The sequence below is a fragment of the Thauera sedimentorum genome (genome assembly GCF_014489115.1).
Lineage (GTDB): Bacteria > Pseudomonadota > Gammaproteobacteria > Burkholderiales > Rhodocyclaceae > Pseudothauera > Pseudothauera sedimentorum.
On record NZ_JACTAH010000001.1, the window covers coordinates 687,701 to 703,728 of the forward strand.

6 protein-coding genes, 1 tRNA gene and 1 pseudogene are annotated in these 16,028 nt (G+C 65.0%); 7 read left to right on the plus strand and 1 reads right to left on the minus strand.

Annotation, left to right across the window (positions count from 1 at the left end; translation table 11 throughout):
• Nucleotides 1–160: 160 nt before the first annotated feature.
• Together IAI53_RS03100 and IAI53_RS03105 are read left to right on the plus strand one after the other, a co-directional pair.
• Nucleotides 161–7,849: a DUF7933 domain-containing protein gene (locus tag IAI53_RS03100; RefSeq protein ID WP_187716679.1), complete on the plus strand. Its 7,689-nt coding sequence runs from the start codon at nt 161–163 to the stop codon at nt 7,847–7,849.
• On the plus strand, nt 7,846–11,982 hold the full coding sequence (locus tag IAI53_RS03105) for an OmpA family protein (RefSeq protein WP_187716680.1): 4,137 nt from the start codon (nt 7,846–7,848) through the stop codon (nt 11,980–11,982). Before IAI53_RS03100 ends, IAI53_RS03105 begins: the two co-directional genes overlap by 4 nt.
• Before the next feature lie 279 nt (nt 11,983–12,261).
• Here the strand turns inward: IAI53_RS03105 and IAI53_RS03110 are convergent.
• Nucleotides 12,262–12,339: transfer RNA gene (locus IAI53_RS03110), tRNA-OTHER, on the minus strand.
• A gap of 156 nt (nt 12,340–12,495) precedes the next feature.
• Here IAI53_RS03110 and IAI53_RS03115 point away from each other — a divergent pair.
• The 5 genes and pseudogenes from IAI53_RS03115 (at nt 12,496) to IAI53_RS03135 (ending at nt 16,020) form a co-directional block, all read left to right on the plus strand.
• Complete coding sequence (locus tag IAI53_RS03115) at nt 12,496–13,875, plus strand: tyrosine-type recombinase/integrase (protein ID WP_187716681.1); 1,380 nt, start codon at nt 12,496–12,498, stop codon at nt 13,873–13,875.
• Nucleotides 13,876–13,957: 82 nt separating this feature from the next.
• A complete protein-coding gene (locus IAI53_RS03120) occupies nt 13,958–14,242 on the plus strand; it encodes a type II toxin-antitoxin system RelE/ParE family toxin (protein WP_262407726.1) in 285 nt (94 codons plus the stop codon).
• On the plus strand, nt 14,235–14,516 hold the full coding sequence (locus tag IAI53_RS03125) for a helix-turn-helix transcriptional regulator (protein WP_187716683.1): 282 nt from the start codon (nt 14,235–14,237) through the stop codon (nt 14,514–14,516). Before IAI53_RS03120 ends, IAI53_RS03125 begins: the two co-directional genes overlap by 8 nt.
• A 217-nt stretch (nt 14,517–14,733) precedes the next feature.
• Nucleotides 14,734–15,099: pseudogene (locus IAI53_RS03130) on the plus strand (JAB domain-containing protein); the annotation flags it as partial.
• A gap of 102 nt (nt 15,100–15,201) precedes the next feature.
• The gene (locus IAI53_RS03135) at nt 15,202–16,020 is read left to right on the plus strand and encodes a hypothetical protein (RefSeq protein ID WP_187716685.1); all 819 of its coding nucleotides are present in this window, start codon (nt 15,202–15,204) and stop codon (nt 16,018–16,020) included.
• The last annotated feature ends 8 nt before the right edge of the window (nt 16,021–16,028 follow it).

Sequence of the window (16,028 nt, forward strand, 5' to 3'; positions counted from 1 at the left end):
AAATGTGACTGATAGGACGGCGGTATGCCCCTACATTGCCCCCCCGAACGCCTCCTGAAGAGGCTTTGTTTCGATCGGCAGGAATCAGCGCGCAGTGTGCAAACGGAGCGTCATTTCGCCCAATGGACGGGTGAACGCTCCCGACGCAGCACTGCCGTGCTTGATCAAAAGGGTAGGGGTGCGCATGGAACGGAAGGCAGTTTGGTCTGGCAAGGGCGTTGAAGGCGGGAGACTCGGCAGCCTGCTGCGGACGCTGGTCCCTGGTGCGAACAGGCATCTTTCGAAGGCGATGCTGGCCTTCATGCTTGGGTTGACCGCGCCCGCAGCACTGGCGGAGGTCACTCTGACAACCGAATACCTCAACAGCGCCATCGCCTACCGCGGTGATGTGCGGACCCTGAGGATCACGATGCTCAACTCCGCCCTGGTCGATGTGACCAGTGGTGAGTTGAGTTCCTCGGACGTACTGCCGGCGGAGTTCGAAATTGCCAACCCCAATGGAGTGAGCGGCACCTGCGGCGCTGCGGTTACCGCCGCACCTGGAACACGTGCCGTGTCGTTCACAGGGGCGACCATCCCTGCCGCGTCCGGCGGAACCAACGGATCCTGCCACGTGGATGTCGATGTATTGATCGACGTCAATCCGCCATCGACCACCTCCTACACGACTGCCGTGGCCGCCGGTCTGTTTTCGGGCAGCGAGGGGGGGCTGCCGGTATCCAATGCAAATCCTGCATCGATCGGTCTGAGCGTCGGTTCGCTGGGCACGTTGTCGGTGACCAAGGGGTTCAGTCCCTCGACCATTCGCATGGGCGAGCCCAGCACCATCACCATTACCGTCACGAATCCCGCCGGCAGGCCCCGGGAAACCCGTATCACGCAGCTCACCGAGAGTTTGCCCGCCAACGTGACCGCAACCGGTACGGCGACCGGAGGTACGTGTGGCGCCGGTACGGCAAGCGGCACATCCGGGTCGGTGACGATTTCGCTGACTACGCCACCCACGCTCAACCCAGGGCAGTCGTGTACGGTGACCTGGCCCGTGCGCGGCAATGCCGCGAACGGCAATACCTCGACCAACACCAACACCGTGCCGGCGAACTCGGTCATCAATGATCGGGGCATGCCTCATTCGGCCGCGAGCGCCAACATCACCGTTCAGTCGCCGGTTACGCTGACCAAGAGTTTTCAGTACGACAGCGTGCGGCCCGACCAGCCGGTGCGCATGCGGATCGAGCTAGCAAACCGCTCTGCCAATCCGGCGGCGATCGCGTTTACCGACAACCTGCCTGCTGGCATGGTGGTCTCCACGCCCAATGGTCTCAGCGCGACCGATTGCGGCGTTCCGCCGTCGGCCGTGTCAGGCGGGACCGTCGTCAGTCTCGCGGGCGGTACCGTCGGTGCGGGGCAGACCTGCCGCATCGACGTGGATGTTCAGGCGAGCGACTCGAACATCGACGGTGGTGGCAACAGCATCCCCTACACCAACACGATTGCCGGGGCCGACTGGTCGCAGACCGTCGACGGAAGCCCGATCAGTGGGACGACGGGAAGCGCCAGTGATCAGGTCACGGTCTACAACGAGTTCACCATCCACAAGAGCATTGCCGGCCCGGGCGGTGAGTCACTTGCTGTGACCGGTATCGCCGCCGGGGACCTGGTCCGTTTCCAGATCAACCTGCGCAACTACTCTGCCGCTCCGGTGACAGGCGTGAGCGTGACCGACGTGCTGCCGCAGGCCGGCGGCGCGCAGCTGCAAGTGGCAAGCAGCGCGACGCCAGGTGGTTTCGACGCGCTGACGACGTGTGCGGGCACGCCCGTGCTGCCGGCAAATGGAGCGACGACGGCGGTCTTCTCGGGGCTTACCGTCCCCGCCGGCAGCGGTGCCCAGCACGGCGAATGCTATGTACGCTTCTGGGCGCTGGTCCCGGATACCTGGCCGGCCGGAACCAATATCTCGAACGATCTGAGTGCGTCGCCCAATTTCGGTATCGACTGCGACGGGGGCGGCGCAGATTGCCAGATCCAGACTGGCGGGCAGAACGCGTCCGTCACCGTTGCGGGTTCCGCCAATGCCCAGCACCTGGTCGTCAGCAAGGGTTTCTCCCCGAGCACGGTGACCCAGGGACAGGTTTCGGTGTTGACCATCACGCTCAACAACAACGGTTTCTGGGCGCTGAACAACGCGAGTGTGGAGGATGCACTGCCCGCTGGGCTGGTGGTGGCGCCGCTGCCCGGAGCATCCAGCACGTGCGGCGGAACACCGGTGTACGAGTACCTCAATGACCGGGCGCTGTTCCGCGTCAGCGGCCTGAGCGTGCCGGCGCGCAACCTGTGCCGGGTCAGCGTCAACGTGGTCGCCGCCGTCGCCGGCAGCTATGCGAACGTGATTCCTCCGGCAAGCGTGGATGCGACCGACACGCGTGACAACCGCGACGTGGAGCCCGCAAGCCCTGCCAATGCCACGCTCACGGTCACGCCCACCTTCAGCGTCGCCAAGAGCTTCTCGCCAACGACCGTGGCGCAGAGCGGAGGCGTCTCCCGGGTCACCATCGCCGTAAGCAACAACGGCAGTGCCGCGCTCACCGGTTTGCGTATCGACGATCCGCTGGCTGGCACCGGCCTGCTCGTCGCGGACACGCCGGCGGCGAGCACGACCTGCGCCGGCCCGGTTGCGATCACCGCGGTGGCGGGCGCGGATCAAGCTCAACTCAGCGGAGCGCAGGTGCCCGCGGGCACGTCCTGCACCTTCTCCTTCAATGTCGTGACCGACGGTTCCTTGGGGGGCGCGGCCAGCGTCAATACCCTGCCGCCCGGTGCGGTCACCGCCGACGGGGGGCTGACCTCCAACACGCCGAGCAGCGCAACGCTCACCAAGCTGGGCGGTACGGGTGTGCCCTTCGTGCAGAAGAGCTTTACGCCCGCCTCGCTAAACACCCTGGGCGAGACGTCGCTGCTGGCGATCACCATCGACAATACGGCTGTGGGGACGGTCAACCTGACCGGCGTCGGCTTGGTGGACGACATGCCCGAGGCCATCGAGGTGGCCGCCTTGCCGCAAGCCAGCACGACCTGCCCGGGGGGGGTGGTGAGCGCGGTTCCAGGCAGCAATCAGGTGGCGCTGTCCGGTGCCAGCCTGGGTGCGGGGGCCACCTGCCAGATCAGCGTCAGGGTTGCACTCAACCGGACGGGTACGCATACCAATACCGTTCAACCGGGTTGGTTGATCAATGATCAGAATGTAAGCAACACCAATACCTTCCCCGCCAACCTGGGAACGGTGGCAAGCGCCGGGGTGGACAAGTCCTTCTCGCCAGCGACCGTGGCGCCCGGAGAGGCTTCGTTGATGACCATCCGGGTCGTCAACCAGGGCAACATCCAACTGACCAACCTGCAGATCACTGACAATCTGCCGGCCGGTCTTGTGCCGGCCACGCCGCACAACGCGAACACCACCTGCGGTGGCACGCTCAACGTGACGCCGACACAGGTCACACTCAGCGGCGGGAGCGTAGCGCCCAATGCGGTTTGCCTGCTGACGTTGGACATGACCGCAGCTGTGGCCGGCACGTACACCAACGAGCTACCGCCCGGCACCGTGACGGCGGGAGAGGAGCCCAACCTGATTCCGCCGGGGCCGCCGGCTTCCGGAACGCTGACCGTGCGTGATCCGCTGACGGTCACCAAGAGCTTTGCCAACCCTACGCGCCTGGTGAACCAGGCCAACCGCCTGACGATTACCGTCACCAACCCCAATCCGGTGCCGGTGACCGACGTCCGGCTCATCGATACCTACCCCGACAGCGTATTCAACACCACGGCACCGAACCCAACGGTCAACTGCACGAGCGGCGTGAACGGGGTGGTGACCGCAGCGCCGTCGGGAGACTACATCCGGTTGACGGGCGCGACCCTGGCGGCCAACGGCGGAAGCTGCACCTTCTCCGCCGATGTCTTGAGCAACGAGCCGGGGACCTATGTAAACGCGATTCCCGAGTCGGCGGTGTACAGCGCTGAAGGGGTGACAAATACCAACTCCGCACAGGACCAGTTCGTCGTCACCGAGCCGCCGACCCTGGGCAAGTCCTTCGATCCGGTGCAGATCGCCAGCGGTGGTACTGCCAAGCTGCGCATCGTGCTTGGCAACGACAATGCCGCGCCGATTACCCTGAGCGCCAATCTGGACGATGACCTGCCGCAGTCGCCGGGGGCGATGACCGCCACCGCCATCGACAACGCCCTGACCAGTTGCACGGTTGGACAGGTTTCCCTGCAGAACTCCGGTGCCGGTGCCAACACCCGCGTGCGCTATGCCAGTGGAGCGAGCATTCCCGCCGGTGGGTGCGTGATCGTCGTCGATGTCACGGCCACGGTATCCGGTCAGTACAGCAACCAGATTCCCGCGGGTGGCCTGAACACCAGCGCGGGTCCCAACCCGGAACCCGCCACGGCGATCCTGGCCGTCAGCACCAACCATGCGATCACCGGCAAGGTGTACATGGACCATGACGACAACGGTCTGGTGGGCGCCGTAGAACCGGGCGTATCCGCACAGTCCATCGAACTATGGCGAAACGGCAGCCTGTATCAGAGCACCGTTACCGACAGTCTGGGCAACTACGCTTTCCTTGAGCTGCCCGACGGCACCTACGAGGTGCGCCAACCCAACCAGCCGGCCAACACGACGAGCGGACAGACCACGCCGGGCAGTCAGGGAGGCAGTGCCACCGGGCCGGCAGTTGTGCCCAGCGCGATCTCGTCCATCGTATTGAGCGGTGCGGGTGTCACGCCGATGCTGTCGACGGACAACAACTTCGGTGAGCTGGCGTTCGCGGGCATCTCCGGCAAGGTCTTCCTCGATGTGAACAACAACGGCACCCAACAGGGTTCCGAACCGGCCCTTGGCGGCCAGACCGTGTTGCTACAGCGCCAGCAGGGTGCGATGTGGGTGGCTGCCGGATCTTTGGTTACCGCGGCAGACGGCAGCTACGCATTTGCGCAGTTGTTGCCCGGTACCTACCGAGTGGTGCAGCCGGACCAAGCAGCGGGCACGGCCAACGGGCAGACCATTGCTGGAACCGGCAGCACGACCCCGGGCGCGCCGAGCAATCCGAATACGGCAGGTCAGACCAGCCTGATCGAGGGCATCGTACTGGCGTCGGGCGAGAGCTCCGTGGGTAACGACTTTGCCGAGATTCCCGCCGGGCGTAGCGTGTATGGCCGCGTGTTCCTCGACAATGACGACAATGGGGTCGCAAACGGGCCGGATGCCGGCATTGGCGGGCAGACCGTCCGCCTGACGGGCAGCGATGTCAACGGGAATCCGGTGGATCGCACGGCCATCACGACCGCCGATGGCAGCTTCGTGTTCACCGGTCTGCCCGAAAGCGACCTTGGCGGCTACACGCTGACACAGCCCAACCAGCCGCCGGGCACGCTCAACGGCATTACCACCGCGGGCTCCGCCGGGGGCACACCCACTGCGCGCCAAGTGGCGCCCAGCCGCATCGAGGGAATCGTCCTGGCGGGGGGCGTGAGCGTCTCTGCCAACAACCTGTTCGCGGAGATTCTTGCACCGGTCGTCATCCAGCCGGATCTGGTGATCGCCAAGACTCATCAGCCGGACATGTTCTCCTCCGGGGATACCGGCGTCTACACGCTGGTACCCAGCAACATCGGAGCTACCGCAACCAGCGGTCAGATTACGGTAGTCGATACGCTGCCCGCGGGCCTTGCCCTTGCGGGTGTGCCGTCGGGCAGCGGCTGGAACTGCGCGGTGAGCGGCTCGCTCATCACCTGCCGCAGCGCGGCCGTGATCACGCCGCAGGGGCAAGGTGCGCCGATCACCGTGCCGGTGACGGTGGCCGATCATCTGGCCGGCCAGGTGGTGGTGAACGTCGCCACCATCTCCGGCGGAGGAGAGCCGCCCTCGGCTACGGGCAACAACCGTGTAGAGGACCCGACACCGGTGACCGGTGAGCGCTCCTCGCTCGAGGGCCACGTGTGGCGCGATCTCGACCACGATCGCGTACTCGATCCTGACGAACCGCGCCTGCCCGGCTGGACCGTGGAACTGCTGCGCAACGGGGCGCTTATCGACACCCGCATAAGCGATACCGACGGCCACTACATCTTCACCGACCTGCCGCCGGGGGGTGGCTACGAGGTGCGTTTCCGCGACCCGCATACGGGCGTGGTCTATGGACGAGCGGTGCCCAACGAGAAGGGCTTGTCCTTCGATCAAGGAGTGATGCATCCGGAGAACAACCACGGCGGGGCAACGAACACCCATGGCAACCTGCAGGGCATCACTCTACGTCCGGGCACCAACACGCCGGAGCAGAGCTTGCCGCTGGATCCGTCCGGTGTGGTGTACGACTCGGAGTCGCGCGAGCCGGTGGAAGGTGCGGTGGTCTCCATCAGCGGACCGCCGGGTTTCCTGCCCGAGCATGTGTTGGGTGGGCTGGTGAGCCAGACCACCGGGCCGGACGGTTACTACCAGTTCCTGCTGGTGCCTGGAGCCCCGGCCGGTGTCTATACGCTCACGGTGATCTCGCCGCCAGGCTACCTGCCGGCGCCGTCCTCACGGATTCCTGCCTGCTCGGCCACGCTGCAGGTCGGGGCGACACCGGACCCGGCACTGGTGCATGAAAGTCAGTTCGCGCCGGCGCTCTCCGCGCCGCTGCACGACCCCGTCGCGTGCCCGGCGAGTAGCGCCGGCTTGCCGGGCGGAATGCAGAGTACTCAGTACTACTTCAGCATCATGCTCGACGGCAGTTCTGCGGACCTGGTGAACAACCACATTCCGCTGGATCCGATGACCGGCGCCATCTCGATGACCAAGACCACGCCGCTGGTCAACGTTGGCAAGGGTGGTCTGGTGCCCTACGTGATCACCGCGCGCAACACCCTCAGCGACGCTCTGACCGATGTCACGGTGCGCGACCTGATGCCTCCGGGCTTCCAGTACCGGCGTGACAGTGCCAGCGTGCGCCACGGCGGCAGCGAGAACTTCGTCGCGGTGGATACCGATGCAAATGGGCGGGAACTGGCCTGGCGCGGTATGGATTTCGCACCGGGCGAGGAAAAGACCTTCCGTGTGGTCCTGGTGGTCGGCGCGGGCGTCGGCGAAGGCGAGTACACCAACCAGACCTGGTCGGCACTCCTGTCCGCACGCATCTCCAACGTCGCCAATGCGGTGGTGCGGATCATTCCCGATCCGGTGTTCGACTGCGCCGAGATCATCGGCAAGGTGTTCGACGACCGCAACGCCAACGGCTATCAGGACGATGGCGAGCCGGGTATTCCGAACGTCCGTCTCGCCACCGCCCGTGGCCTGCTGGTGACCACCGATGCCGAAGGACGCTTCCACGTGCCCTGCGCAGCGGTGCCCAACGCGGATCGCGGCAGCAACTTCGTCATGAAACTCGACGAGCGCACGCTGCCCTCCGGCTTCCGGGTGACCACCGAGAACCCGCGGGACGTGCGCCTGACGCGCGGCAAGATGAGCAAGCTCAACTTCGGAGCGACCATCCATGTGGTGTATCGCATCGAGGTCGATGGTCGGGCTTGGGACGGTGATGCGCTGCGTTCCGAGTGGGTGGATAGCTTGCGTGCGCTGGCACCGCAGCTCTGGCAGCGTCCGAGCGTGGCTCGTCTGGCCTACGTGGCAGGGGAAGACGATGCCGACTTGGCCCAGGAGCGCCTGGATGCCTTGGGAGCATTGCTGCTGAAGCTGTACCGGGAAGAAGAACCGGATGACGAGAGGGAGGACAAGGACAAGCCGCCTCTGATTGTGGAACAGGAAATCATCGGCGTCGCGGTGCGCGCGGAAGGAGCCCAGCAATGAACCGCTCAACGAATCTCAAGCGCTCCGTGGTGGCGACGATCGCCGCGCTGGCTGCACTGTCGTCCGCTCAGTCCATGGGCGGACAGCAGTCGGCGGAGGCCTCGCAGGGCAAGCGGGTGGACAACGCGCGCAAGGAAGCGCGTGCGCTGGCCGCTCAGGTGGAGCGCGTACCGGTATTGAAGTACGAGATGCCATCCAGTGTGACGGTGGGCGATGCGGCCGCGATGCTGGCCGCCGAACGTCCGGAGGGAGTGCCGCAGGCGCAGGAAACACTGTCCGAGTCGGTCGTGGGAGCGCTGTTCGAGTCCGGCCGGGCAGAACTGCTGCCGGACACGCGTGCCTCGCTCGACGCGCTTGCCGGGCGTTTGCGCGGCAAGGAGCAGTTGCGCCTGAGTGTGGATGGCCATGCTGATATGCAGAGTCTTGCCCCCGCAACCCGTGTAGCGTTTGGCGACAACCAAGGTTTGTCGGAAGCGCGTGCGCTGGTGGTGGCGCAGTATCTGCGCGAGGCGCTCGGATTGCCGGCGGAAGCCGTTTCGGTGACCGGCTACGGCGATTTGCGTCCGGTGGCGAGCAATATCAATGAGGAAGGTCGTGCGCAGAATCGCCGGGTGGAAGTTTCCGCCTGGTACGTGCAGCGGGTGGCCGCACCGCCAGCTCCCGCAGCAAGCGGTCCGTGCGATGCGATAGGTTCGGTCGATCTGCCCTTCCGCATTACGGTGGACGGCGAACCGCTGGTGAGCAGCGAAGGGGCGAACGAAGCGGACCGCCAGCGTTGCGTCGACGTGGCGCTGGCTGCGGCCGACATCCAGGTGAAATACGACGATCTGGCGGCGAATCCTGCGCTCAATGTCTGGAGCGAGCGCGACGCGGCGCTGCAGGGCCAGACTGTACGCTTTGCCGGTTGGGCCAATTACGTCGCCTGGATCCGCAAGGCGGAGGTTCGCATCTTCAGGCACGAGGTGCGCCCGTCAGGCACGCCGTTGGCAGTGGTCCCGTTGACCTGGGGTGAGTCGGCCGAGTGGACGGTACCGGTGGGATCGACCGACGGCTACCGCTATGTCCTGCGAGTGTATGACGAGCAGGGGCGTTTCGACGAAACCGCGGAGAAGACACTCACGGTGGTGGCGTATCAGCGCGAACTCGATGACCTCCAGTCGGAAGTGCGCGAGGCGCGGGTGGGTTGGGGCGAGAACGCGCTGTCATTGCGCAACATTCCGGTGCGTGGCGGCACCATCACCGTGAGCGGGCGCAACGTGGCGCCGGGCAGCACGGTGCGTGCGCTCGGCATGAACGTTCCGTTGGGTGACAACGGCCGTTTCGTAGAGCGCCAGATACTTCCTGCCGGCCCACACGGCGTGGAGGTGCAACTGACCGGTGCCGACGGCGCCGTTGCGAAGTTCCGGCGAAACGTATCGATCCCCACTGACGATTGGTTCTATGTCGCCATCGCGGACCTTACCGTGGGCCGCAACGTGCTGAATCACCGCGACAACGCGGAGCTGATCACCGGCGATGACCGGAGCTACCGCAACGAGACCTACATCGACGGGCGCGGGGCGTTCTACCTCAAGGGCCGGATCAAGGGCGAGTGGCTGCTGACCGCGGCGGCCGATACGCGCGAGCAGCCCCTGGAGCACCTGTTCACCAACTTCACGTCCAAGGATCCGCGCTACCTGCTGCGCAACATCGACCCGGACGCGTACTACCCGGTCTATGGCGACGACAGCACCACGGTGGATGATGCACCCACCCAGGGCAAGTTCTACATGCGCCTGGAGCGCGGGGATTCCCAGGTGATGTGGGGCAACTTCCAGACCGCGTGGACCGGTAGCGAGCTGGTGCAGTATTCGCGAGGCCTTTATGGCGCGCGCGGGCGCTTCGTGTCGGAGGAATCCACCGGATTTGGCGAGCGCCGCACGCGCGCCGAGGTCTTCGCGGCCGATCCCGGTACGCTGGGCGCCCAGCAGGAATTCCGTGGCACGGGCGGTTCGCTGTACTACCTGCGCAATCAGGACATCACGCAGGGTTCCGAGCGCATCTGGGTCGAAATGCGCGACAGGGATTCCGGGCTGGTGATCGAGCGGCGGCAGCTGACGCCTGCGCTCGACTACGAGATCAACTACCTGCAGGGTCGCGTGATGTTGCGTGAGCCCTTGCCCTCTAGCGGTAGCGGCAGCGGCAAGGTTTACACGTCGGCGATCAACGGAAACCCCCTCTACCTCGTCGCCACGTACGAGTTCGTGCCGGGCATGGAGCAGGTGGACAATCTGACCGCCGGTCTGCGCGTTACGCATTGGGTGAACGACTATTTCCGTCTCGGTCTCACCGGCTTCCGCCAGGGCGAGGACGCCATGCGCCAGTCCCTGGGCGGGCTGGATCTGCTGTTCCGCGCCGCGCCGGGGACTACGTTCGAAGTCGAAATGGCACGCTCGACCGGCGCCGGCAGCCTGACCACGGTGTCCGCCGATGGCGGATTCGGGGTGGATACGCTGGCCAGCAGCGGCGGCAATGCAAACGCGGTGCGCGTCGAGGCCACCGTGGATCTTGCCGAGGTGACCGACAGCACGAGGGGCGAGGTTGCGGCCTATTGGCAGAAGAAGGATGCGGGCTACAGCGGCCCGGGGCAGATCGCCATCGCCGGCGAGGAAGCGACCCAGTACGGCGCGCGTGCCAGCGTCGAGCTCAGCGAGCGCGACGAGCTGAGCGTCAAGGCCGATCAGATGCGCGGTGAGGTGCAGGAACGGCGCAACGTCGAGATTGGCTGGGACCGCCAGTTGGACGACGAGTGGGCGCTGGGGATCGGATTGCGCAACGATACCCGAGAGACCCGCACGGCCGGCGTGATCGTCAGCGAGCGCCTGGCCGAGGAGGGCGAGCGGACCGATGCGATCGTCCGCCTGGGCTTCCGTCCGTTGAAGGACGACGGCAATGAAGGCGAGCGCGACGACTGGGATGTATACGGCTTTGTGCAGGGTACGCTGGCGAAGTCCGGCGAACGCCGCGACAACAACCGCGTCGGTGTGGGTGGTGGCTTGCAGCTCAATGACCGCGCGAGACTGAAGGCCGAAGCATCCGGCGGCAACGGAGGTGCGGGAGGGCTGCTGGGTATCGACTACCGTGTGTCCGACCGCAGCAATGCCTATCTCAACTACGTGCTCGAAACCGAAGGCACCGACTACGCATGGCGCGGACGAAACGGCAGCCTGGTAACCGGCGCGGACTTCCGGGTAAGCGAGCAGGTGCGCGTGTTCGGTGAGAATCGGGTCACGCATGGTGCCGGTCCGCAGGGGCTTGTGCAGGCCTTTGGTGTGGATCTCGCGCCCAATGATCGCTGGACCTACGGTCTCAAGCTCGAGTTCGGCCGCATCGAGGAGCCGTTGTCCGAGGATGTGCGCAGACGTGCCGTGGGTATGTCGGTGGCCTACAGCCATGACCGCATCCGTTACGCTGGTGCCCTCGAATTCAGGCAGGACAGGAGCGCCACGGGCACCGGTAGGACCTGGCTGACCCGCAACACCCTGGGCTATCAGATGGATCCCGCCTGGCGTCTGATCGGCAAGTTCAATGCCTCGCAGAGCAGCGGGTCGCGCGGCAGCTTCTGGGACGGCGACTTCCGTGAGGTCGTGATCGGCGCGGCCTACCGGCCCATCGACAACGATCGTTGGAACACGCTGGTTAAGTACACCAACTTCCAGCACGTACCTTCGTCGGGGCAACTGTCGGCCAGCGGGCGCGATGCGGACTACTCGCAGCGCAGCCACGTGTTCTCGATCGACACCATCTGGGACGCGTTCCCGACGTTCTCCCTGGGGTTCAAGTACGGGGTCAGGGTGGGCGAGATCAGGTACACCAACCCGGACAGCCAGTGGTTCCGTAGTCGTGCAGATCTGCTGGTGCTGCGTGGAGACTGGCACTTCGTGCGCGAATGGGATGCCGTGGTCGAGTGGCGCAAGCTTCGCGCCCGTGAAGCAAAGGATGCGCGTGCTGGCGCATTGCTGGCGGTCTATCGGCACGTCGGGAAGAACGTCAAGCTTGGCCTGGGCTACAACTTCACCACCTACTCGGACGACCTTACGGATCTGTCGTATCGCAGCAAAGGCTGGTTCTTGAACGTCGTGGCCACATATTGAGTCAGGCGCGCACCGGGGGGGCGAAGCCTCCCTGGTCGGCCCGTTTGTCGAGCGGACGCGCTAAGCACAGGCGGAAGGTCACTGCAGACTCTTCCGCCTGATCTCGTGTACGGCGCTGGCGGTGTGATCCCGCTGAGTCGTTCCAAGATAACCGAGTTGGAACGGTGTGGGCTGGCCGATTCGTGGGGGGAGCAACGCTAACCTGTTGCCCCTATGCTAACCCGGTGATGGCCCGGCCCAAGTGACAAGGGGTTGCAGCGATGCAACCCCTTGTTTTTTTGGTGCCGGCAATAGGAATCGAACCCACGACCTTCTGATTACAAATCAGATTTTCCGTCAATTTCCATCAACGCCGACCCCACCGAAAGACCCCGAAAAAATGCCTCAAACCATTGATTATGTGATGGCTACAAGAATCACAAGGTTGATTCATGTTGAGCGATGTTGCTAGAATTTGGCTACACCGTGGCTACACGGAGCCGCCGTGTAGCCAAAATGAGGGAGGCATAAAGCATGCAGCGCGAGCGTCTGACCCCTGACCGAATCCGCCGCTTCACCTGCTCCAACGATGCGAAGCAAGCCTTTTTGTGGGACACCGAAGCGCCGCGCCTTGCCGTGCGTGCCACCGCTGGCGCGAAGTCTTTTATCTTCGAGAGCAAGCTGGACCGCCGCACCATCCGCGTGACCATTGGCGACGTGCGCGCCTGGAACCTGGACGACGCCCGCACCGAAGCGCGCCGGCTGCAAACCCTTGTCGACCAGGGCACCGACCCACGCGAACAGAAGCGCGAGCGCATTGCCGCCGCAGAGGCCAAGCGAGCCGCAGCAGAGGCCGCCAAGGGCGAAGCCGAGCGACAGTCCCGCTACACCCTGCGCGCCCTGTGCAATGCGTATGTGGCCCGCCTAGAACGTGCCGGCAAAGCCAAAAGCGCCGCCTCGACCCGTTCTGCCTTCAAGTGCCATGTGTTCCCGCATGCGGAGATTGCCGACACGCCGGCCCGCGCCGTGACCGCGCACCAAATCGCTGCACTGGTGCGCAGGGTGCGCGAGGCCGGCAAAGAGCGCGCCGCCGGAGTCCTGCGCAGCTACCTGAGCGCCGCATTCAACACCGCCAAGCGCGCGCCCTTCGATTCCGCCCTTCCTGCTGATTTGATTCCTTTCGGCATCGAACACAACCCGGTGGACGTCATCCCGGCAATTGCTGTGCAGCGAGGCGAGCGCACGCTATCCGCTGGCGAGCTGCGCGCCTATATTGGGCACCTGCTGCGCATCGGGCACGAAACCGGCCCCGAGCTTGCCGACGTGGCTTTGCTGCTTGCGCTGTATGCGGGAGGGCAACGAATGGCCCAACTGTTGCGCGCCAAGGCTGGAGACTTCGACCAGGACACCGCAACGCTTCGCCTGTGGGATGGCAAGGGCAAGCGCACGCAACCGCGCGAACACCTGCTACCGCTGGCACCGCTCGCCGCCAGGATGGTGGCCAGCCTTGTGGAGCGCGCCAAGGCCCGAGAGACAGACCGCGCCAAGGCAGAAGGCAGAGCGCCCGAGCTGGCCGGCCTGTGGCTTTTCTCGACGCATGGCCGCGTGGCAATGAACCCCGAGACGGTATCCAACCGCGCCGCCGAAATCTGCGCCGCTATCGGTGGCGAACACTTCACCCTGCGCGACATCCGCCGCACGGTGGAGACGATGTTGGCCGGTCTGGGCATCAGCAAGGACACCCGCGCGCAACTGCTGTCGCACGGCATCAGCGGAGTGCAGGCCGCGCACTACGACCGGCACGCATACACCAACGAAAAGCGCGCCGCGCTGGTGGCCTGGGAGGCAAGGCTAGAAGCCATCCGCCAGGCCGAGAAGCAACCCGCGAACGTGCGACGCCTGCGCGCCGCCTGACGACAAGCAACGCGGGAACATATCAATAATGCGATACTCTACACATTGGACCGTTACCGTAATCCCGCAAGCCGAAGCCGAATTGCTGGCGCTGCCGACCGACATGCAGACCCGCTTCCTGCACATCGCGGAGTTGCTGGAATCCTTCGGCCCGCAGAAGGTAGGCATGCCGCATATCCGCCCGCTGGAAGGGAAGCTGTGGGAAATGCGCATGACCGGCCGCGACGGCATCGCCCGCGCCGTCTATGTGGCCCGCACCGGGCAACGGCTGACCGTCCTGCACGTCTTCACCAAGAAGACCCAGAAAACCCCGCGCAAGGCCATCGAAACGGCCCAAGCGCGACTTAGGAGCCTGACCGATGACTGAGCTTGCCGACCTGAAGGCCCGCATCCTGGCGAACCCCGAGGCCCGCGCCGAATACGACGCGCAAGCGCCGGAATTCGACCTTGCCCGCGAACTCATCGCCGCCCGCACCCGCGCCGGCCTCACGCAAGCCGAGCTTGCCGAGCGCATGCACACCACGCAATCGACCATCGCCCGCCTGGAAAGTGGGCGCACCCTGCCGAGCATGCGCACGCTGGCCCGCTATGCCGAGGCCACCGGAAGCCGCGCCGTGGTGCGCCTGGAGCGCGCCGCCTGACCGAGCAAGACCGCCGCCGGCCGGCTGCCGGCAATTGAGCGGGGCATGCGTGGTGCGCCAACACCGCGCCGCCCCTGACCACAACGCAACCGAGGATTGCATCATGGCTACTGCCGATTGTACCGCCCGCCGCGAGCGGGAAGACCGCACCATTGCCCGCGCCCTGCGTATCCTTGAGAAGCGCGTCAGATACGATGCCGCGCGGCCCGAACTCACCAACCCGAACGCTGTCCGGGACTACCTGCGCTTGCGTCTCGACGGGCTGGAGCGTGAGGAATTCTGGTGCATCTGGTTGGACGCGAGAAACCGCCCCATTAAGGCAGAATGCATGTTCGTGGGCACGCTGACGCAGACGAGCGTCTATCCTCGTGAGGTGGTTCGTCGCGCCCTGCACCTGAACGCCGCCGCCGTAATCGTGGCGCACAATCACCCGAGCGGCGACAGCGACCCAAGCATCGCAGACGAAACCATGACGCGCGGGCTAAAGCAGGCGCTGAGCTTGGTTGACGTTCGCCTGCTGGACCATTTCATCATCGGCAAGCCTGCGCGCCCGACATCGCTTGCTGAGCGTGGCCTGATGTAACGAGCACTGCCGCGCCTATCCCGACGGGGAGAAAAGCCCGACACCATCGCCAGCCTGGGGCGGCACCCCATACCGATGGCGGCGCACGATGGAGCGCAAACAATGAGCATGAAATACCGCCTGCCGATGTTCGAACGGTTGGAACCCTGCCGCCCCTGGCGTGGTGGCCGCATCACCGACACCGACCCGCTAACGCTGAATGAGGCCGCCCGCGAGGCATCAAGGCATGCGGGAACCGAAGTGACCGCCGCCGACTTCCTGCGTGCTGCCGCCCGAGGCGAAATAACCCTGCGAGCGATTGTCCACAGCCGCGCGAAGGTGCAGAAGCACGACGGCGGCATTTACTGCAATCAGGGTGAGCCGACCGAAAACACCGTACCCAAGGGGGCAATTCCGACCCTTCCGATAGTGGCCTGCCAGCAACTAGCCGCGACCGGCCGCGCATCCTGGCGTACGTTCGAGGGGTGCGAACTCATTGACGGCATGGTGTGCAGATTCGATAAGGCATGGCTGGCCGACGGGGAGCCCGATTTTGAAACCGTGCTAGATGACTGCCGAGTGATTGGCTTCGACGTGCATGCGCTTGCGGATGCCTTCGCAACCGACGAGGAACCAACCGCGCCAAGTGCTACGCCGACAGAGACGGCCGAGCCCGCAACGGGAGACAGTGCGCGCACCCGTCACGATGACATTCAAATCGAGATTGACGACGTGAGAGCCGGCCTAGAACAGCAAGGTGAGCCCGCAAAGCCGGCAAAGGTTATGGCCCTGCTGAGGGAGCGCGCCGGCAAGCCGGATAGCTGTATTTCGGAGCCAGCGCCCGACGGTGTGATTTGGATAAGGGGCACGACCGGCAAGCCCGCAAAGCTGACGATGGAAGCCCTGACGAAGCGTATCGACAGGACGAGAAAGGGACGCTAGGGACGCTA